Below are 17,374 nucleotides of genomic sequence, written 5' to 3' on the forward strand. Positions count from 1 at the left end.
CAGCTGGCTGCGGCGCTGGCCGAACCCGAGCCGCGCGTGGACGAGGACGCCGCCGCCCGCGCGCGTGCGGAGGAACAACGGGCGGCCACCGAGGAAGCGGGGCGGCTGGCGCAATTGCGTGAACAAGAGGCTGAGCGCGAACGCCTGGCCGGCGCAGCGCGCGAGCGGGAACAGCAGGAGTCGCTGCGGCGCCAGGCCGCCGGGCGCGCGCAGGAGCAACGTCTGGCCGAGGAAGCTGCGGCCGCGCTGCGGGAGCAGAAGCGGGAGCAGGAGCGGGCCGAGCGGGACCGGGCGCGCCGGCTCGACGAAGCGGCGGCGCGCGAGCGCTTGCTGGCCGCCGAGCGCGACGCAGAAGCCCGGCGGCGCCAGGACGAACAGTTGCGCCAGGAGCGGGAACGGCAGCAAGGGCTTGCCGAGGACGAGGCGCGTGCCCGCGCTCTCGCCGAGCAGCGCGCACTCGATGGGGATCGGGTACGCGAGGCCGCGCGGCTCGCAGCCGAGGAGGCTGCCCGGCGGGTCGCGGTCGAACGTGAGCGCCGGCTGGCCGAGGAGGCCGCCAGGGAGCGCGCTCAGCAATTGGCGCGCCGGCAGGAGGAAGAAGAGCGGGAACGCCGCCAACGCGCCGAGGCAGTGGCGGCGCAGGCGGTGCAGGAGGAACTGGCGCGTCGGCAAGCGCAGCAGGCCGCGAATGAAGCCGCAGAGAAGGATGGTGCGCGCCAGGCGGCGCAGGCGTCCGGGCCCGTGAACGGGGGCGAGGGCGGCGCGCCGGGTAGCGTGCCCGGGAGTGGCGCCGGTGCCGGCGGCACTTTGCCGCGCGGAACCCTCGAGCGCGGCAGCCTGGGGAGCAGGGCGCGCGAACTGTTGCGCGGCATCGACTTGCCCGGTACGCCGCCTGCAGCGCTGCGGCCGGCCCAGCAGATGGCGGACGCCCGACGGCGCGTGGTTGATACGCTCGAGCGCGACGTGCCCTTGCGCCTGTACGTCGACAGCTTCCGCCAGAAAATCGAGCGCAATGCCGCGCAGATCCGCATGCAACTGGCAGGTGGCCCGGGGCGTTCCGATCCCCTGGTCAGCGTGGCCCTGCGCAGCGACGGCAGCGTCGACGACGTGACCATCGTGCGCTCGAGCGGCCGCGCCGATCTGGATGAGGCCGTGCGCCGCATCGTGCGCCTGAACGCCCGCTACGCTGCCTTTCCGCCGAACGTCGCGGCGCGCTTCGACGTGATCGAAATCCGCCGCATCTGGCTGTTTGCCGAGAACCTGAGGCTGCTCGAAGAAGTGCGTTGAGGCTACGCCATTTACGATCGGCACTCAAGCATGGACCGGGCAGTTGCGAACTGCCCGCACCGGAGTTGCCAGAGCCTGCCGTTTGATATGCAGCAAAAGCCGCCTGTGATGGACGCCGTACGCTGAGTCGGTCAGCCAGAGAACGGCAGCTATTTCACAGGTCAAGCCATGAATTTTCCAACAGAAATTTTGCGTTGGCGTTTAGTCGCCGCGGCAACTGCGTTCCTTTCGCTACTACTGGGTGGATGCGCCACCGGTTTGCAGTTCAATTCACAGGACAGCCAGGGCAAGGCCGAGCCCCCGCCGCCGACCGAGATGATCACCGAGCAGCTGATCGCGGCCGAGAAGCAGGCAAGCGGACGGCCGGCCGAGCAGGACCTGTCGCGCCTGATGGTGCCGAATCCCCCGCCTTACGCCATCGGGCGCGGCGATATCCTGTCGATCGTCGTCTGGGATCATCCCGAGCTGGCGGGCGGCGGCATGACGGCCGCGACCGCCGCGGCCGACGCCAGCGGCATGAGCGCCAGCGTCAACGCGAACGCGCCGCAGCCGGGCTTCGTGGTCGACCACCTGGGCCGGATCCAGTTCCCGTTCGCCGGCCTGCTGCCGGTCGAGGGGCTGACCGAGGAGGCGGCACGCGCGCTGCTGACGCAGAAGCTGGCGCGCTACATCGCCAACCCGAACATCACATTGCGGGTCCAGTCCTACCGCAGCAAGCGCGTCTACATCGACGGCGAGGTCAAGCAGCCGGGCCTGCAGGCGATCAACGACATCCCGATGACCCTGGTCGAAGCGCTGAACCGCGCCGGCGGGCTGCTGCCCACGGCCGACCAGAGCCGGATCGCCGTCGAACGGGGCGACGCGCGCTACCGCGTCAACCTGCGCGACCTGGTCCAGAAGGGCATCAATCCGGGCAACATCATGCTGGCCCCGGGCGACGTCGTGCGGGTGCACTCGCGCGACGAAAGCAAGGTCTTCGTCTCCGGCGAAGTCGTCACGCCGCGGGCGCTGACGATGCACGACGGCCGCCTGACCCTGAACGAAGCGCTGGGCGAGACCGGCGGCATCAGCCCGCTCAGCGGCGATGCGCGCCAGATCTACGTCGTGCGCAAGACGCCCGAGCGCACGCGCGTATTCCAGCTCGACGCCCGCCTGGCCGGCTCGCTGGCGATGGCCGAGTCCTTCGAGCTGCGGCCGAAGGACGTGGTCTATGTCGCCGCCTCGCCGCTGGCCAACTGGAACCGCCAACTGAGCCTACTATTCCCCGGCGCGCTGACCAACGCGGTCGGTGTCACCAACAGACAATGAGCGTCAATCAGCGCCACTGAACGCGAGTGAGCATCGGAGAAAATTATGACCAAGCCTGCCGAACACCTGCCGCTGACGCATCATGTCGCGCATAGTCCGCCGATCCTGAGTGTCCCCTTCGATCCACGGCCGGCCCTGGCCGGCGCCGACGAACCGGCGGTCGACCTGAAAGGGCATTTCAACACGCTGTAGCCGAGTCCGATGATGCCGATGACCGCGGTGCGGTCGCGCAGTTTGGCCGTGAGCCGTTGCAGGTGGGCTGATTGATTTTCGTCGCGCATGTGTTCCTCGCCAACTGTAGGTGGGTGGGTGGAGATGGTTGCAGCCGCTAGATGCGAAAGGGCACGAACTTGTGGATGAGACTAAGCCGTGCCTTGCCCGATTCGACTTCGGGTTCGGGTAGTTGCGCCGGAGCGGTGGCCGGCAACTGGGGTGTGTACTCGCTGACGATGGCCTTGACCATCGATTCGATCATGCCGCGCTCGTGCGTTTCGCAGGCCATCATCAGGCAGGTGATGCAGGTCTCGAGCACGCTCGGGCGCAGCGCGTTTTCCTTCATGCGCATGATGCGCGGATGTTCGCTCGGGAAGACGGTGCCATCGGTGAGCAGCTCTTCGTGCAGCTTCTCGCCCGGGAACAGGCCGACGAATTTCATTTCGATGTCGCCGCCCGGGTTCTGCGGCGTCTTTTCGGTCAGGCCGGACATGGCCAGCAGCGTGCGCGCCAGTTCGACGATGCGTACCGGTTCGCCCATGTCGAGAACGAACACGTCGCCGCCCTTGGCCATGGCGCCGGCCTGGATCACCAGCTGCGCCGCTTCGGGAATGAGCATGAAGTAGCGCGACACCTCGGGGTGGGTGATGGTGAGCGGTCCGCCGCGCGCGATCTGGCGCTGGAACAGCGGGATCACCGAGCCGGAGGAGCCGAGCACGTTGCCGAAGCGGACCATGCAGAAGGTCGTCTGCGTGCCGCGCTTGGCGGCCGCGGCCTGGAAGATAAGCTCGGCAATACGCTTGCTGGCGCCCATGATATTGGTCGGACGCACCGCCTTGTCGCTCGAGATCAGCACGCAGGTTTCGACGTGGTGGCTGGCGCAGGCCGCAGCGATGACCTGGGCGCCGAGCACGTTGTTGCGCAGGCCTTCGACGATGTTGGTCTCAACCAGAAGCACGTGCTTGTAGGCGGCGGCATGGTAGACCGTGTCGACCTGGCTTTCGGCGAGGATGCGCTCGACCAGGTCGGCATTGCAGACCGAACCGAGGTGGGCGTCGATGCGCAGTTCGGGAAAGCGCGTGCCGAGCTCCTGGCGAATCGTGTACAGGGCGAATTCGGAGTGGTCGAGCAGGTGCAGGCGGTTCGGGCCGAGCGTGACGATCTGGCGGCACAGTTCGCTGCCGATGGAGCCGCCGGCGCCGGTGACGAGCACCGTCTTGCCGCGCACGCAGCGGGCGAACAGGTCGAGCCGCGGTGGCACCGCCGGCCGGCCGAGCAGGTCTTCGAACTTCAGTTCGCGGATCGAGTCGCGCGGACGGGCCCGGTCATCGGCCAGGTCGACCAGCCGGCTCAGGATCTTGGCGGTAACGCCAGCCCCGGCCAGGCGCTGCATGATGTCGCGCAGGCGTTCGGCGGGCATGCCGGGCACCGCGATGACGACCGTACGGATGCCGTGCGCGGCGACCAGGTCGGCCAGGCGGCCGGTCTGGAACACGCGCAGCCCGGCGATGGTGCGGTCGTTCAGCGCGCGCTTGTCGTCGAAGAAGCAGACCGGCCGGTATTCGTCGCTGTTGCGCATGGTTTGCGCGAGGCGGGCGCCGGCTTCGCCGGCACCGTAGATGGCCACCGCGTCCGAACTCCCCCGGCGGCTGCCGTGGTTGCGCAGGAAATTGCGCATGCCGATGCGCGAGGTGACCACATAGGAAAAGGCGATGAACCAGTAAATGGCCAGCGCACTGCGCGGAAACATGGCGTCGTTAATCGCAAACAGTACGACATAGGCGCACAACACCGCAATACCGAGCGCCAGGCCGGTGGCGCTCAATAAGCGGCCGTCGATGAAGCGAATAACCGCGCGATAAAGATCGGACATCGAAAAGGCGGCGATCGTCACCAGCGCGACAATCAAATACGAGGCCGGACCATAATGCGCCGCGAGTTTCAGGTCGCCGCCCCGCAATAACATCGCGACCAGAAAACATAAGGGCAATGCCACCAGGTCGATGCAGATCATCAGCGCTATTTTCGTGGTCCGATGCAGCGATACCATTCCGGCGCAGAACTGGCTTAATACTCGGTGCGGGAAAGTTTGCATGGCGCGCATTACTTGATCGAGTGGTTGCGATAGGAGTGGTATAAGCGGTGGACAGTAAATGGAATGTAGATGAATTGAGAAAGCAATCGTCTGAAATGTGGCCTGAAATGAAATAAGGGGTGTGGAATTCGTATATGAAGCCGATGCGGAAAATGAACTGGCCGTTGTTGAATAAATTAATTATCTGTCCCGGTCGGATTGCTGAGTTTGACCCTGCTCAACCGAAAATTGCGAATTAAAATGAAGTCGGCTATTTATTTAATTGAGGAAATGTAATTCGGAAATAAATTGCAGTCGAGTTGGCAATAGATTTCCGATTGGAATGTAAAAGTCAGGAAATAATAAATCGGGAGAATGTTGCGGCAGGGCCGACTATGCGCGGCCGGCGTGCGCAATCCGGCGCGGATGCATGGGGAGGAAGCGCGACAGGCGCGCTCAGGGCCGGGCGAGGACGGCAGCGCGATGCCGCCCGAGGGGAGGGGACTTCGGCGCGCACCGTTGGCACGCGCGGGAGACAGGACGGATCAGCTGCCCGGGCGTGGCTGCGGCGCCATCGGCGGCACCACGATGTTGTCGTTCAGGCGCAGGAACTTGAAGCCGGCCAGGCGCTGGCCATTCCTGCCTTCCCGGACATTGCGCGCTTCGCGTTCGGCGGCGCGCGCGATGAAGGAGTCGAAGCTTTCTTCACGCACTTTCGGTTCCTGCGAATGCAGCAGGTGGCGTTCGCCATCCGCGCCCAGCACGACCAGGCCGACGTGCGAGGCCCAGTGCTCGCCGTCGCGGGTCGAGATGACGTTGACGAAATCGCCTTCCTGGAGCTGGCTGGCGATGGTCGCGACCTGTTCCTTCGGCACATAGCTCTGGCGGCTGGTCTCGACCGGGATGGCGCGCTCGGTGTTGTGGCGGGTTTTCAGGAAGCGTGCGCGGTCGACCCGCATCGCGTAGCTTGGGCCATTCGATCCAGCCAGCTGCGCGCTGATGTCGGTGACCAGCCAGCTGTTGGCGACGTTCCAGTCCATCTCGGTGTAGTGGTTGCGCGTGGCGACGCCGATCACGCCGTCGCGGTAGCGGATCCGTTGCAGCATCCAGAAGAATTCTTCCCACGAACGCGACAGTGCCATCGCATAGGTGTGTTCCGCGAACACGACGCAATCGCTGCGCTCGAGGCTGAACATCGGCAAATCGTCGTGTACCTCGAAGGGAAACTCGCCCAGCAGGTTCAGCAGATAGGGCTGGCCCAGGTTCTTGCGCCCGATCGCGGCGATGCGCTTGCGCAGGTCCGGCTCGGCTGCGTGGGCCCAGGCGATGTAGCGCCCGGCTTCGACCGGCGTCATCTGATAGATCTGCTTTTGCAGCACGGCCTCGATCACGAGCGGGGCGGGCGCTGCCGGCCTGGCGGGAGCGGGCAGGGTGGACTGGCTGGCGCAGCCGCCGAGGGTGGCCGCAACGAGCAGCAGGGGAGCAAAGCGCATGGAAACAGGTCTCCTTGTAGTGTTTTCAAGACGCTAACGCGGCCGCGCAGGATTTGACAATACCAATTTGTCGCCCATCCATAACCAACTGTTGCGTAACTCAAACATTCCTTCAAGTTATAGCTGCGGGACGACAAGTAATTTTCCAGTCATTAACTTATAGCTAATACTACCAATATGGCAGCGCTCGTCCGCCGCCCGCAGCACACCATACTTATATCCAGGAGAGAGAGAATGTTCAAACAGAAGCCGCTGGCCGCCGCCGTTTCGATGGCACTGTGGAGCCTGACCGCCTTGCCCGCCATGGCGCAGACGGCAGGGGCGGAAGCCCCGATGCAGACCGTCGAGGTGACCGGCATCCGAGCCTCGATGGCCAAATCGCTGAACGTGAAGAAGAATGCGACCGCCAACGTCGAGGTCATCACGGCGGAAGACGTGGGCAAGATGCCCGACAAGAACCTGGCCGACTCGCTCCAGCGCCTGTCCGGCGTGGCGGTGCGTACCGACTACGACGAGGCGGAAAAGGTGTCGATGCGCGGTACGAATGCCGACATGACGCTGATCATTTTCAACGGCCACACGGTCTCGGGCGGCGACTGGTATGTCGCCGACCAGCTCTCGAGCAGCCGCTCGACCAGCCTGTCGCTGATGCCTTCGAGCGTGCTGAACCAGGCACTGGTCTACAAGACTTCGCAGGCAAACCTCGTTGACGGCGGCCTGGCCGGCACCATCAACGTGACCACGCGCAAGCCGCTGTCGCAGAAAGAGCGCCTCTCCGGCGTCATCAGCGGCGGCATGAGCTATGCCGAGCTGCCGGGCAAGGCCGCGCCGGACTTCAATGCCAGCGTCAACTGGAAGAACGAGGCCGGCACGGTGGGCGTGATCGTCCAGGGCTTTGCCGAGAAGCGCTATGTACGGCGCGATTCCGCGTCGCGTTTCGCTTATGCCGGCGGCAGCGGCTGGGATGTGATCAATCTCGCGAAAATGCCTGGCATTACCGATGCTTCGCTGGCCGGCAGCGGCTACAAGGCCGCCGACCTCGAGGGCGTGCGCCTGCCTGGTTCGATGAGCACGGAATTCGTCGAAAGCGTGCGTGACCGCAAGGGCGGCATGTTCTCGCTCCAGTTCAAGCCGAACAACGACCTCGACATGACCATGACCGGCTTCCACTCGGGCATGAAAGCGAACAACTTCGGCCGCCTGAATGCCGGCGCGATGTTCAGCATGCTGCGCGGCGAGGCAGGACCGGCCGGCGGCACCACCCCGACCTCGGTGAACGGCCAGCGCGTCTATGCGCAAATCAAGAATCCGGTGATCGTCAACGAAACGACGCTCTACGGCGACCAGCTGCGCGTGCTCAAGAGTGCGGACATCCTGTACCCGGCCGGCACGCCGCCACAATATATCGGCGAGACCGAGGGCGCTTACCGCGACGGGGCCAAGTCGAGCAGCGCCTTCCTCGACCTGGACGCGAAATACCGCGTCAACCAGGACCTGACGGTCAAGACCCTGTTCTCGACCACGCGCGGCGTCGGCGAGACCGGCCTCGACCAGGGCCTGACCTATACCCGCTACGGCACCGGCGTCTCGTATGCGCTGGGCAGCCTGCGCGATGCGCCTTTCGTCCAGTACTACGGTACCGGTCCGAACGTCCCTGGCATGAATGCCGACGGCAGTGGCTACAAGCTGACCGGCCGCGCCGCCTCGGGCGTGAAGACGACCGACAAGGAACACAGCCTGCAGTTCGATGCCGAATACCGCCTCGAGAAGGGACTGTTCCAGTCGCTCGAAGCCGGCGTGCGTTACGCCGACCACCGCCGCGACAGCGCGCGCCGCTTCCCGCAGCTGCGCAGCAGCAACCTGTCGGTGAATGCGCCGACAGGTCCGGACACCTGGAAGGCGTATCCGTCGGACTTCGGCGCCGGCCTGGACGGCCCGGCCGGCTGGGACAACACCAGCTGGACCCTGACCCCGGATGCGCTGAAGGCCTACTTCGCCGCCAACAGCAAGGCCACCTCGGCCGACTGGGAACGCCGCGCCGCAACCGAACTCGACATGCGTGAGCGCCAGAGCGCCGCGTACGTGATGGCCAACCTGGAGCTGGACCGCCTGTCCGGCAACGTCGGCCTGCGCTTCGTGCGCACCCGCGTCAACGCCCAGGTCCCGATCCCGCTGCCGACCGGCGCCTGCGCCCGTTCGGCGCCGGGCCAGCCCGCGATTCCTTGCCCGGCTTTCCCGACTGCGCTGACCACGGTGGGCGAAGGCGTGCAGCTGTATGACGACACCGTGTTCAACCCGCTGGCAGGCGTCGTCTACTACAAGCAGCCAACCGACGAGACCTTCAATAACGTCCTGCCGAGCCTGAACCTGCGCTATGAGCTGGACAAGGACATGATCGCCCGCTTCGGCGCCAGCAAGACGGTCGGCCGCCAGAACTACAACCTGCTGGGCGCCGGCTACAGCGGCGCCAACTGCCTCGTCTCGGGCTGCACCGTGAACGGCCCGAACCCGAACCTGGGACCGATGGTCGCCAAGAACATCGACGCCTCGTGGGCCTGGTATTTCGCGCGCCGTTCGATGGTCGGCGTGAACGTGTTCTACTCGAAGATCGCGGGCTATCCGAAGACCGGTTCGGCCGGCGGCGACACCGTCCAGCTGGTCGATCCGCGTGACAGCATCGTCAAGACCTTCGCAGTCAACACCTCGACCCAGCAGGGTGCGAAGATCGCCGGCATCGAACTGTCCTACGAGCAGCCGTTCGGCAATACCCCGTTCGGCTTCACGTCGAACGTGAGCCGCGCCAAAACCAAGGTCGACGACGGCCGTCCGATGACCGGCGCCTCGGAATACGGCGCCAACCTCGGCGCCTATTTCGAGAACGACCGCGTCTCGGCCCGCCTTGTGGCGAACTACCGCAGCGAGTACGTCAACACGACGACCGCGCCGACGCCGAACTCGACGAACAACAAGTCGCTCGTCGACGGCAAGCTGATGTTCGCCGCGCCGACGATGGCGGCGCCGGTGACGACGCTGGCCTTCAATGCCAGCTACAACATCTCGCCCAACCTGATCGTCTCGTTCGACGCCACCAACCTGACCAACGTCAAGCGCGCCTACTATCGCTACAGCGAAGAAGAGCAGCAGAAACTGGACGTCAGCGGCCGCCAGTTCTACCTGAACCTGAAGTACAAGTTCTGATCGGGTAGCAGCGCAGCACCAGAAAAAGGGGAGCGCCGGCTCCCCTTTTTCGCGTCCAAGCCACTCGTGTATGTCCAGTCCTACAATATCTCGCGCCGCATCGGCAGCTCATCCGCCATGCCTGTGTGCGCCACCTAACGGTCCGGATCTTATGCAATCGATATGATGAAGCCGTGTGAGTGAGGCGCCAGCGAATTCGTTCTGCAGGCCTGCCAAATACCTCAACAGGTTAGCCGGTCGCCTCGAGGATCGGCACCAGATCCAGGCCGGCGCTTTGTAGCGACGGCAATGACAATCCGGAAGCGGAGGCCCAATGTCTGCCACGACGAAGAATCCCCCGAAGCACCTGGTGCGCGAATACCTCGCGCGCCGGTCGCGCGATCCGCAACCGCCGCCGACGCCCGAGGAAATCCGGCGCCAGCTGGGGTGGGGGATGCTGATGCCGGCGGACCTGAAGCTGGCCACCAACCGTTCCTAGCGGACGCTTTCGAACCGACAGATTTCACAGAGGAGAAGCACATGACCAAGCGTATCGGCAACAAACACGAAGCACAGCACCGCGGCAAGGACGAACGTCTCGACATCCGCCGCACCAACATCGAACGCGAGGCCGTCAAGCAGGCCACCGCGCGCGCCAAATACCGCAACCAGGTCAAGGGCCAGCCGCCAATGAGCCTGTCCGCATCGGCCGCCTGATTCCTTCCAGGCAGCGAACAGCCCGCCCTCCGAGGCGGGCTTTTTTATTTCTTGACCGATGGCGCCCGGCAGCGCCGTTCGCCGATCCCTTCGCCATTCGCCGACCCGGCGCCGCCATTCGCCGAAAGGCGCTTTCCTTCTTCTCCGCTCCCCGTTATCGTCCTTCCATCACAACACGGAGGACGAGATGAGTTCCGAAATCAGTTACACGACGCGCAAGCAGATGGTGTGGGGCCTGGTCCTGATCGTGGTCGGCGTCGTATTCCTGCTCGACCGCATGGATATCATCGAGGCCGAGTCGCTATGGCATTATTGGCCGCTGCTGCTGGTCGTGGCCGGCATCAACCAGACGATCGGCTATCCGAGCGCGCGCCAGTTCCGCAACGGGCTGTGGACGATCTTCACCGGCCTGTGGCTGTTCGCGGTGTTCGAAGGCCTGTTCGGCCTGACCTTCCGCAACAGCTGGCCGCTGTTCCTGCTGATGTGGGGCGTGCTGCTGGTGCTCACCCCCGTCTTCCGCCGCCGCTTCCCGCAATCGAAGGAGAATGACCATGCTTAAGGATACGATCGACGACCGCCGTGCTGCGCGCCAGGCCCGCCGTGCCGCACGCCGTGCGGACCGCGGCATGACCAGCCAGGTCCTGATGGGCGTGCTGGTGATCGCCATCGGCCTGCTGTTTTTGCTGGATAACCTCGACATCATCGAAGTGCGCGACGCGCTCGCCTTCTGGCCGCTGGTCTTCATCTTCGCCGGCGTTGCCAAACTGCTCGACACCACCAGCCCGAACGGCTACCTGGTCGGCCTGGCCGGCATCGGCGTCGGCGTGACGATGATCCTGCACCGCCTCGGCATCATCTATTTTTCGTGGCGCGCCGCCTGGCCGCTGATCCTGATAGCGGTCGGTGCGCTGGTGGTGTACCGGGCCATGACCGGCCAGCGCTCGGTGCGCTTTGGCGTGGCCGTGGTCGACGGCAAGGACGGCGTTCCGGACGCGCTTGCCGGCGATAGGCAGACGGTCGACGTGACCGCGATCCTCGGCGGCTTCGAACGCCGTGTGCACAGCCCGGATTTCCGCGGCGGCGAGGTGACCGCGGTGATGGGCGGCTGCGCGCTCGACCTGCGCGAGGCCTCGATAACGGGCGAAGCCGTGATCCATGTGTTCGCCTTCTGGGGCGGGGTCACGCTCAAGGTGCCGCCCGACTGGACCGTGGTGTTGGAAGGCACGCCGATCCTGGGCGGCTTCGAAGAGAAAACCGTGAAGCCGCCCGATGGCAGCAAGCGCCTGGTCGTGCGCGGTTACGCGATCATGGGCGGCGTGGAAGTACGCAACTGATGATCGGCGCGCCCGGCACCGCGCGCAGCACGGCGCTCTACCTGGCGGCCTGGGCGCTGCTCGGGACGCTGCTGGCCGGCCTGATGGTGACGGCCGGCGACGCGCCCTGGACGGCGAGCCTGCTGTTCGCCGTGCCCCTGGCCCTGGTCTACGGATGCGCCAGCGGGTTTTCCTCGTATTACCTGTGCCGCGCCTATCCGCTCGCGGCCAGGCCGCTGGTGACGGTGCTGGGCGTGTTCACCTGTTCGGCCGTGTGCGCCAGCGCGCTCTGGACCGCGGCCGGCGGCGGTTTCGCCGAATCCCTGCGCGGCCTGGTCCCGGGCATGCCGGCGATGACGCGCCCGTTCGCGGCCCTGATGTTCGGCCTCGGCGTCATCCTGTACGGCCTGACCGCCGTGGCCCACTACCTGGCCCTCGAATTCGAGCGCGCGCGCAGCCTCGAGCGGCGCGAGCTGGAAATGAAACTGGCGGCGCAGGAAGCGGAACTGCGCATGCTGCGCACCCAGATCGACCCGCACTTCCTGTTCAACAGCCTGAACTCGATCAGTGCGCTGACGTCGATCGATCCCGCGCGCGCACGCGGCATGACCCTGCAACTGTCCGACTTCCTGCGCCGCAGCCTGGGCATGGATGCGCAGCGCAAGGTCGCTCTTGACGAGGAGATTGCATTGGTGCGTGCCTTCCTCGCGATCGAGCAGGTGCGCTTCGGCGAGCGCCTGCGTTTCGAGGACGCGATCGGCACCGGGGCCGGGCAGTGCCTGCTGCCGCCGATGCTGCTGCAGCCATTGGTCGAAAACGCCGTCAAGCACGGCATCGGCAACCGGCTCGATGGCGGCACGGTGCGCATCGCCGCCGAATGCGACGGCTCGCTGCTGCGCATCCGCGTCGAGAACGACGCCGACGCGGACGAGGCCGAGGGCAATGCGGCGCATGCCAAAGCCGGCTGCGGCATCGGCCTGGCGAATGTGCGCCAGCGCCTGTCGGCGACCTATGCCCACGAGGCGAGCGTGCACTGGACCCGATTCGACGCGCGCTTTCGCGTCGATATCGCGCTGCCGATCCAGACCGAACCCATTACGGAGAGTTGAGCCATGCGTGTCATCCTCGTCGACGACGAATTCCTGGCGCGCGCGCTGCTGCGCGAATACCTGGCCGCTTATCCCGACATCGAGATCGTGGCCGAATGCGCGAACGGTTTCGAGGCGGTCAAGGCGATCGGTGAGCTGCAGCCGGACCTGGTCTTCCTCGACATCCAGATGCCGAAGCTCGACGGATTCGAAGTGGTCGAACTGGCGGGCGCACGCACGCAGTACGTGTTCGTGACCGCCTACGACCAGTTCGCGCTGAAGGCTTTCGAGGTGCGCGCGATCGACTACCTGCTGAAACCCTTCAGCCGCGAGCGGCTGGGACAGGCCCTGGCGAGCGCCAGGGAGCGCGCGGCGCCGGCCGCGCAGGTCGAAGCGGTGGCGCAGGAGGCGGCGCGGCGCCACGGGCCGCTGGAGCGGATCCTGATCCGCGACGGCGCGCGCGTGCACGTGGTGCCGAGCGCCGGCATCGACTGGATCGAGGCGCAGGACGACTACGTCTCGATCAGCGCCGGCGGGCGTACCTACCTGAAGAACGGGCGCATGGCGGAACTGGAGCAGGGGCTCGATCCGTCGCTGTTCGTGCGCGTGCACCGCTCGTATATCGTCAAGGTCGGCGCGATCGAGCGCATCGAGGCGCCCACCAAGGACAGCTGGTGCGCGGTCCTGAAGGACGGCAAACGGGTGCCGGTCAGCCGCAGCGGCTACCAGAAGGTGCGCGAGCTGATTGCCTGATCAGGTGAGGAGCCGGTCGACCTGCCACCAGCGCGGCAGCAGCTCGCGCACCGCCGGCTGGTCGAAACGGTCGTCGATCAGGTAGACCACGCCCTGATCGAGCTCGGTGCGGATCACGCGCCCGGCGGCCTGCACCACCTTCTGCAGGCCCGGATACAGATAGGTGTAATCGTAGCCGGCGCCGAACATCGCCTGCATGCGCGCCTTGAGCTGCTCGTTCACCGGGTTCAGTTGCGGCAGGCCGAGGGTGGCAACGAAAGCGCCGATCAGGCGCGCGCCCGGCAGGTCGATGCCTTCGCCAAAGGAGCCGCCCAGCACGGCGAAACCGATGCCGCGTCCGTCGGGGTGGAAGCGGTCGAGAAAAGCCGCGCGCTCAAGTTCGCTCATGCGCCGTTCCTGGCGCCAGACCGGCACCTCGGGATGCAGCTCGGCGAACAGGTTTGCCGCCTGCTCGAGGTAGTCGAAACTGCTGAAGAAGGCGAGGTAGTTGCCGGGCGCCTGCGCATACTGGCCGGCCATCAGGTGCGCGATCGGCGCCAGGGAAGCCGTGCGGTGCTGGTAGCGGGTCGAGATCCTGGCCGCAATGTGGACCTTCAGCTGGCCGGCATGGAAGGGCGACTCGACGTCCACCCAGCCCGTGTTCCCGGGCAGGCCGAGCAGGTCGGCGAAATAATGCCAGGGGCTGAGCGTGGCCGAGAACAGCGTCACCGAGTGCGCGCCCTCGAAGCGGGGCTTCAGGAAGGGCGCCGGCACCACGTTGCGGATGCAGAGCACGCTGTCCTCGCCCGTGCGCGTCAGGTCGACCAGGGAATGCTCGCCGAAGGATTCGGCCAGGCGCGCGAACTGCATCGCATCGAAATGAAAACGCTGCAGGGCCGGGTCGAGCGGACCCGGTTGTTCGGCGACGAAGTCGTTGATGGTGCTGGTCGCGTTGGTCAGCGCGTTGAGCAGTTTCTCGCCGGGCGCATCGAGCACCTGGTAGGGCAGCGGGGCGGCTCCGTCGATCTCGCTCCACACCTTTCCGATCTTGCTCAAGGCCTTTTTGATCAGCGGAGATGCCGCCGCGCGGGCGGCGCGCAGGGCCACGCGATCGAGTTCGCAGGAGTACATCGAACGCGCCCGCGCCACCATGTTGTGTGCCTCGTCGACCAGCACGCTGGCGCGCCAGCCGTTGGCCTGGGCCAACGCGTACAGCATCGCGCTGCCGTCGAAATAATAGTTATAGTCGCCCACGACGACATCGGTCCAGCGCGCCATCTCGCTGCCGAGATAATAGGGGCAGACGTCGTGCGCGAGGCCGACCTCGCGCAGGGCGGCGCGGTCGAGCACCGGTACGCTCAACGCTGCCTGGCGCGCGGCGGGCAGGCGATCGTAAAAACCTTGCGCCAGGGGGCAGGAGTCGCCGTGGCAGGCTTTGTCGGGGTGCTCGCAGGCCTTGTCGCGCGCGGTCAGTTCGAGCACGCGCAGCGGCAGATCGGGGGCGTGGGCGCGGATCGCCCCGGCGGCGTCGAGTGCCAGCTGGCGGCCCGGGGTCTTCGCGGCGAGGAAGAATATCTTGTCGATCCGTTGGGCAGGCGCCGCTTTCAGCACCGGGAACAGGCTGCCGATGGTCTTCCCGATGCCGGTCGGCGCCTGGGCCAGCAGGCAGCGGGAGCTAGCGTTCGCCTTGAATACGGTTTCAGCGAGCTGGCGCTGGCCCGGGCGGAAGCCCGCGTGCGGAAAGCGCAGCTCGACAAGCGCCGCGTCGCGCGCTTCACGGTGGCGCAGTTCCTGTTCGGCCCATTCGACGAAGCGTCCGCAGGCTTCCTCGAACATGGTTTTCAGTTCAAGCGCACTGCGCGTCTCGCGCAGGGAGGTCTCGAGGCCGCTGCCGATTTCGTAGTAGACGAGTGCGAGGTTGACTTGCTCCAGCCCGCGCGCGGCGCACAGCAGGTGGCCGTAGACGCGCAGCTGGGCCCAGTGCAGGTGGCGGTGGTTGTCCGGCATCGAGGATAGCTGGCCGCGGTAGGTCTTGATCTCTTCGATCAGGTTCTGCGCCGGGTCGTAGCCGTCGGCGCGGCCGCGCACGTGCAGCAGGCCATGGTCGCCCGCCAGCGTGACCTCGGTCTGGTAGCCTTCGCCGCGGCGCGCGGTGACGACGGCGTGGCCGGCGATGCCTTCCTGGGCGGTGGGAGAAGGCGTGAAGCGCAGGTCGAGGTCACCGCGTTTGGCCGTGAATTCGCACAGCGCCCGCACCGCCACGACATAACTCAAGCGGCCTGCTCCCACTGCAGGTAGCACACGGCGACCGGCATGTCGTGCGCCGCGCAGTAGTCGATCCAGCGCAGCTGGTTGTCCTGCAGGCGGTCGCCCGGCCCCTTTACTTCGATCATGCGGTAGCGCCCTTCGCCGGGGAAGAACTGGATCAGGTCGGGGAAGCCGCTGCGGTTTGCCTTCACGTCGGCCAGGATGCGCTCGCACCAGCGTTTCACGTGGGCGGCCGGGATGCAATCGAGCGCCAGTTCCAGCAGGGCGCGGTCGAGGTATTCCCACGACACGAAGGGCGAAGAGATGCCGGCCTTTTCCTCGAAGTGGGCGAGGATGGTGGCGCGGTAGCGGCCATCGTCGCACTGGGCCAGGCAGTCGGCAAATTCCGCGGCGCGGCGCTGCTGGAAGTCGAGGCTGTACAAATCGGCCGGGCCGCGGTGGAAGGGGTGGAAGAAGGCGCCGGGAATGGCGGCGAAGACCGCGCGCCAGCACAGCAGGCCGAACAGGGCATTCGCCAGCGTGTTCTCGACATAGAAGACGGGCGCGGCCTCGCTGCCGAGGTGGTCGCGCACGGCGCCTTCGACCCAGGGACCGTCGCCCGGCACCGGCAGGCAGACATCCAGGCGCACCGGCGCGGCCGGACGGCGGGCGATGGTCTTCGGGTGGCCGAGCTTGCGCGCCAGGCGCGGGCCTATCCGCAACAGGTGCTGGCGCTCGGCGTCGTTCTCCGGTTCCCGTTCGGCCTGCTGCAACAGCTGCCAGGCGTCGAGATAGCGCTCGGCCTTTTCCAGCACCCGGATCGCGCGACCGCGTGAACCCGGATAGCCGCAGCGCGTATACACCTCGATGGCGCGTGTCCAGTCCTGCTGCTTCTCGAAATGCTGGCCGACCTGGAACAGGAATTTCAGGCGCCGGCTGTCGAGCCAGTCATTGTCGAAGGCGTCGATCGGCAGTTCCTTCAACACGTCCTCGATCGGTTCGAGACCGGCGTTGAAGCGCTCCTTGCAGGCGTGCAGCTGCAGGTAATGCTCGATGTCGCGCCGGTCGCGAAAGCCGCGCGAGGCAGGGGAGAACTCGACCTGTTCGAAACGGTAGACGCCGAGGTCGGCCAGCACGAACTCGGTCCAGTCCTGGCGCAGGTTGCCGAAGAAAATCAGGCGCAGGCGATCGCACAGCGGCTTGACCAAAATGCGCAGGGCGACGTCGCTGCAGCCGGCGTACCAGCTGGAAAAGGCGCGGCTCTCGCCGAAGGCCGCGCGCAGCGCTTCGAGCTGCTCGGCCTTGCGCGCACTTTTCTGCTGCAGATGGGCGCCGAAGGCGGCGGCGATCTCGGGCTTGGCCAGCAGGTCGAACAGTTCGTCGAGGCTGAGCACGGGGTCGAGTTCGATCCAGCCGCTGGGCAGCAAGGCGTGCGCGGCCTCGACCGGGCAGCCGATTTCCGCGTACTGCATTTTGCTGGCCCGGAACAGCTCGCCCTTGCGCATGACCATGCGCACGAACAGGGCGCGCGCTGGCTGGGGCAGCGTGGGGAAGGCGGCGATGAAGGCTTGCTCTTCGTCGGTCAGCAAGTCGCGATAGCGCTTGACGATCCAATCCAGGACACTCTGGAAGTTATCCAGGTAATAAAACTCGTTTTCCAGAACCCTGTTCATTTTTTGAGGCTACAACTGTGCTTATGTACAGTATAACCCCGAGTGCGTGAAG

The 17,374-nt window shown here is 65.9% G+C and carries 14 protein-coding genes; 10 read left to right on the plus strand and 4 right to left on the minus strand.

All coding sequences use genetic code 11. From position 1 onward, the window contains the following. From ACI48I_RS14230 to ACI48I_RS14240, 3 genes are all read left to right on the plus strand, one after another. On the plus strand, nucleotides 1-1,287 hold a 1,287-nt coding region (locus tag ACI48I_RS14230; protein ID WP_498574535.1), incomplete at its 5' end, for a TonB family protein. Between the two features lie 258 nt (nucleotides 1,288-1,545). After that, nucleotides 1,546-2,595: a polysaccharide biosynthesis/export family protein gene (locus tag ACI48I_RS14235; RefSeq protein ID WP_227496510.1), complete on the plus strand. Its 1,050-nt coding sequence runs from the start codon at nucleotides 1,546-1,548 to the stop codon at nucleotides 2,593-2,595. A 45-nt stretch (nucleotides 2,596-2,640) separates the two neighbouring features. Next, the gene (locus tag ACI48I_RS14240; protein WP_193686300.1) at nucleotides 2,641-2,787 is read left to right on the plus strand and encodes a hypothetical protein; all 147 of its coding nucleotides are present in this window, start codon (nucleotides 2,641-2,643) and stop codon (nucleotides 2,785-2,787) included. 136 nt (nucleotides 2,788-2,923) lie between these two features. Here the strand turns inward: ACI48I_RS14240 and ACI48I_RS14245 are convergent, their stop codons facing one another. After that, nucleotides 2,924-4,822 carry a polysaccharide biosynthesis protein gene (locus tag ACI48I_RS14245; protein WP_498574536.1) on the minus strand — a complete coding sequence of 633 codons (1,899 nt, stop codon included), beginning with the start codon at nucleotides 4,820-4,822 and terminating at the stop codon, nucleotides 2,924-2,926. A gap of 605 nt (nucleotides 4,823-5,427) precedes the next feature. Beyond that, the gene (locus ACI48I_RS14250) at nucleotides 5,428-6,375 is read right to left on the minus strand and encodes an N-acetylmuramoyl-L-alanine amidase-like domain-containing protein (RefSeq protein ID WP_498574537.1); all 948 of its coding nucleotides are present in this window, start codon (nucleotides 6,373-6,375) and stop codon (nucleotides 5,428-5,430) included. A gap of 234 nt (nucleotides 6,376-6,609) precedes the next feature. On the opposite strand from ACI48I_RS14250, the gene ACI48I_RS14255 reads away from it, so the two are divergent. The 7 genes from ACI48I_RS14255 (at nucleotide 6,610) to ACI48I_RS14285 (ending at nucleotide 13,423) form a co-directional block, all read left to right on the plus strand. Further along, on the plus strand, nucleotides 6,610-9,573 hold the full coding sequence (locus tag ACI48I_RS14255; RefSeq protein ID WP_193686297.1) for a TonB-dependent receptor: 2,964 nt from the start codon (nucleotides 6,610-6,612) through the stop codon (nucleotides 9,571-9,573). 313 nt (nucleotides 9,574-9,886) lie between these two features. After that, a complete protein-coding gene (locus ACI48I_RS14260) occupies nucleotides 9,887-10,051 on the plus strand; it encodes a hypothetical protein (protein ID WP_193686296.1) in 165 nt (54 codons plus the stop codon). Nucleotides 10,052-10,092: 41 nt separating this feature from the next. After that, nucleotides 10,093-10,269: a hypothetical protein gene (locus tag ACI48I_RS14265; RefSeq protein WP_193686295.1), complete on the plus strand. Its 177-nt coding sequence runs from the start codon at nucleotides 10,093-10,095 to the stop codon at nucleotides 10,267-10,269. A 187-nt stretch (nucleotides 10,270-10,456) separates the two neighbouring features. Next, nucleotides 10,457-10,828, plus strand: a complete 372-nt coding sequence (locus ACI48I_RS14270) for a LiaF transmembrane domain-containing protein (RefSeq protein ID WP_193686294.1) — start codon at nucleotides 10,457-10,459, stop codon at nucleotides 10,826-10,828. Continuing rightward, nucleotides 10,821-11,603, plus strand: a complete 783-nt coding sequence (locus tag ACI48I_RS14275) for a LiaI-LiaF-like domain-containing protein (RefSeq protein WP_227496508.1) — start codon at nucleotides 10,821-10,823, stop codon at nucleotides 11,601-11,603. The genes ACI48I_RS14270 and ACI48I_RS14275 overlap by 8 nt, the downstream gene beginning before the upstream one ends. Further along, entirely contained in the window at nucleotides 11,603-12,691 is a 1,089-nt protein-coding gene (locus tag ACI48I_RS14280; RefSeq protein ID WP_193686293.1) for a sensor histidine kinase, read from the plus strand. Before ACI48I_RS14275 ends, ACI48I_RS14280 begins: the two co-directional genes overlap by 1 nt. A gap of 3 nt (nucleotides 12,692-12,694) precedes the next feature. Further along, nucleotides 12,695-13,423, plus strand: coding sequence for a LytR/AlgR family response regulator transcription factor (locus ACI48I_RS14285; protein ID WP_498574538.1), 729 nt, complete (start codon nucleotides 12,695-12,697; stop codon nucleotides 13,421-13,423). Here the strand turns inward: ACI48I_RS14285 and ACI48I_RS14290 are convergent, their stop codons facing one another. Both ACI48I_RS14290 and ACI48I_RS14295 read right to left on the minus strand, forming a co-directional pair. After that, nucleotides 13,424-15,676 carry an ATP-dependent DNA helicase gene (locus ACI48I_RS14290; protein ID WP_498574539.1) on the minus strand — a complete coding sequence of 751 codons (2,253 nt, stop codon included), beginning with the start codon at nucleotides 15,674-15,676 and terminating at the stop codon, nucleotides 13,424-13,426. Beyond that, complete coding sequence (locus ACI48I_RS14295; RefSeq protein ID WP_498574540.1) at nucleotides 15,673-17,322, minus strand: VRR-NUC domain-containing protein; 1,650 nt, start codon at nucleotides 17,320-17,322, stop codon at nucleotides 15,673-15,675. Before ACI48I_RS14295 ends, ACI48I_RS14290 begins: the two co-directional genes overlap by 4 nt. Nucleotides 17,323-17,374: the final 52 nt, after the last annotated feature.

This window comes from Massilia sp. LXY-5 (genome assembly GCF_059801075.1).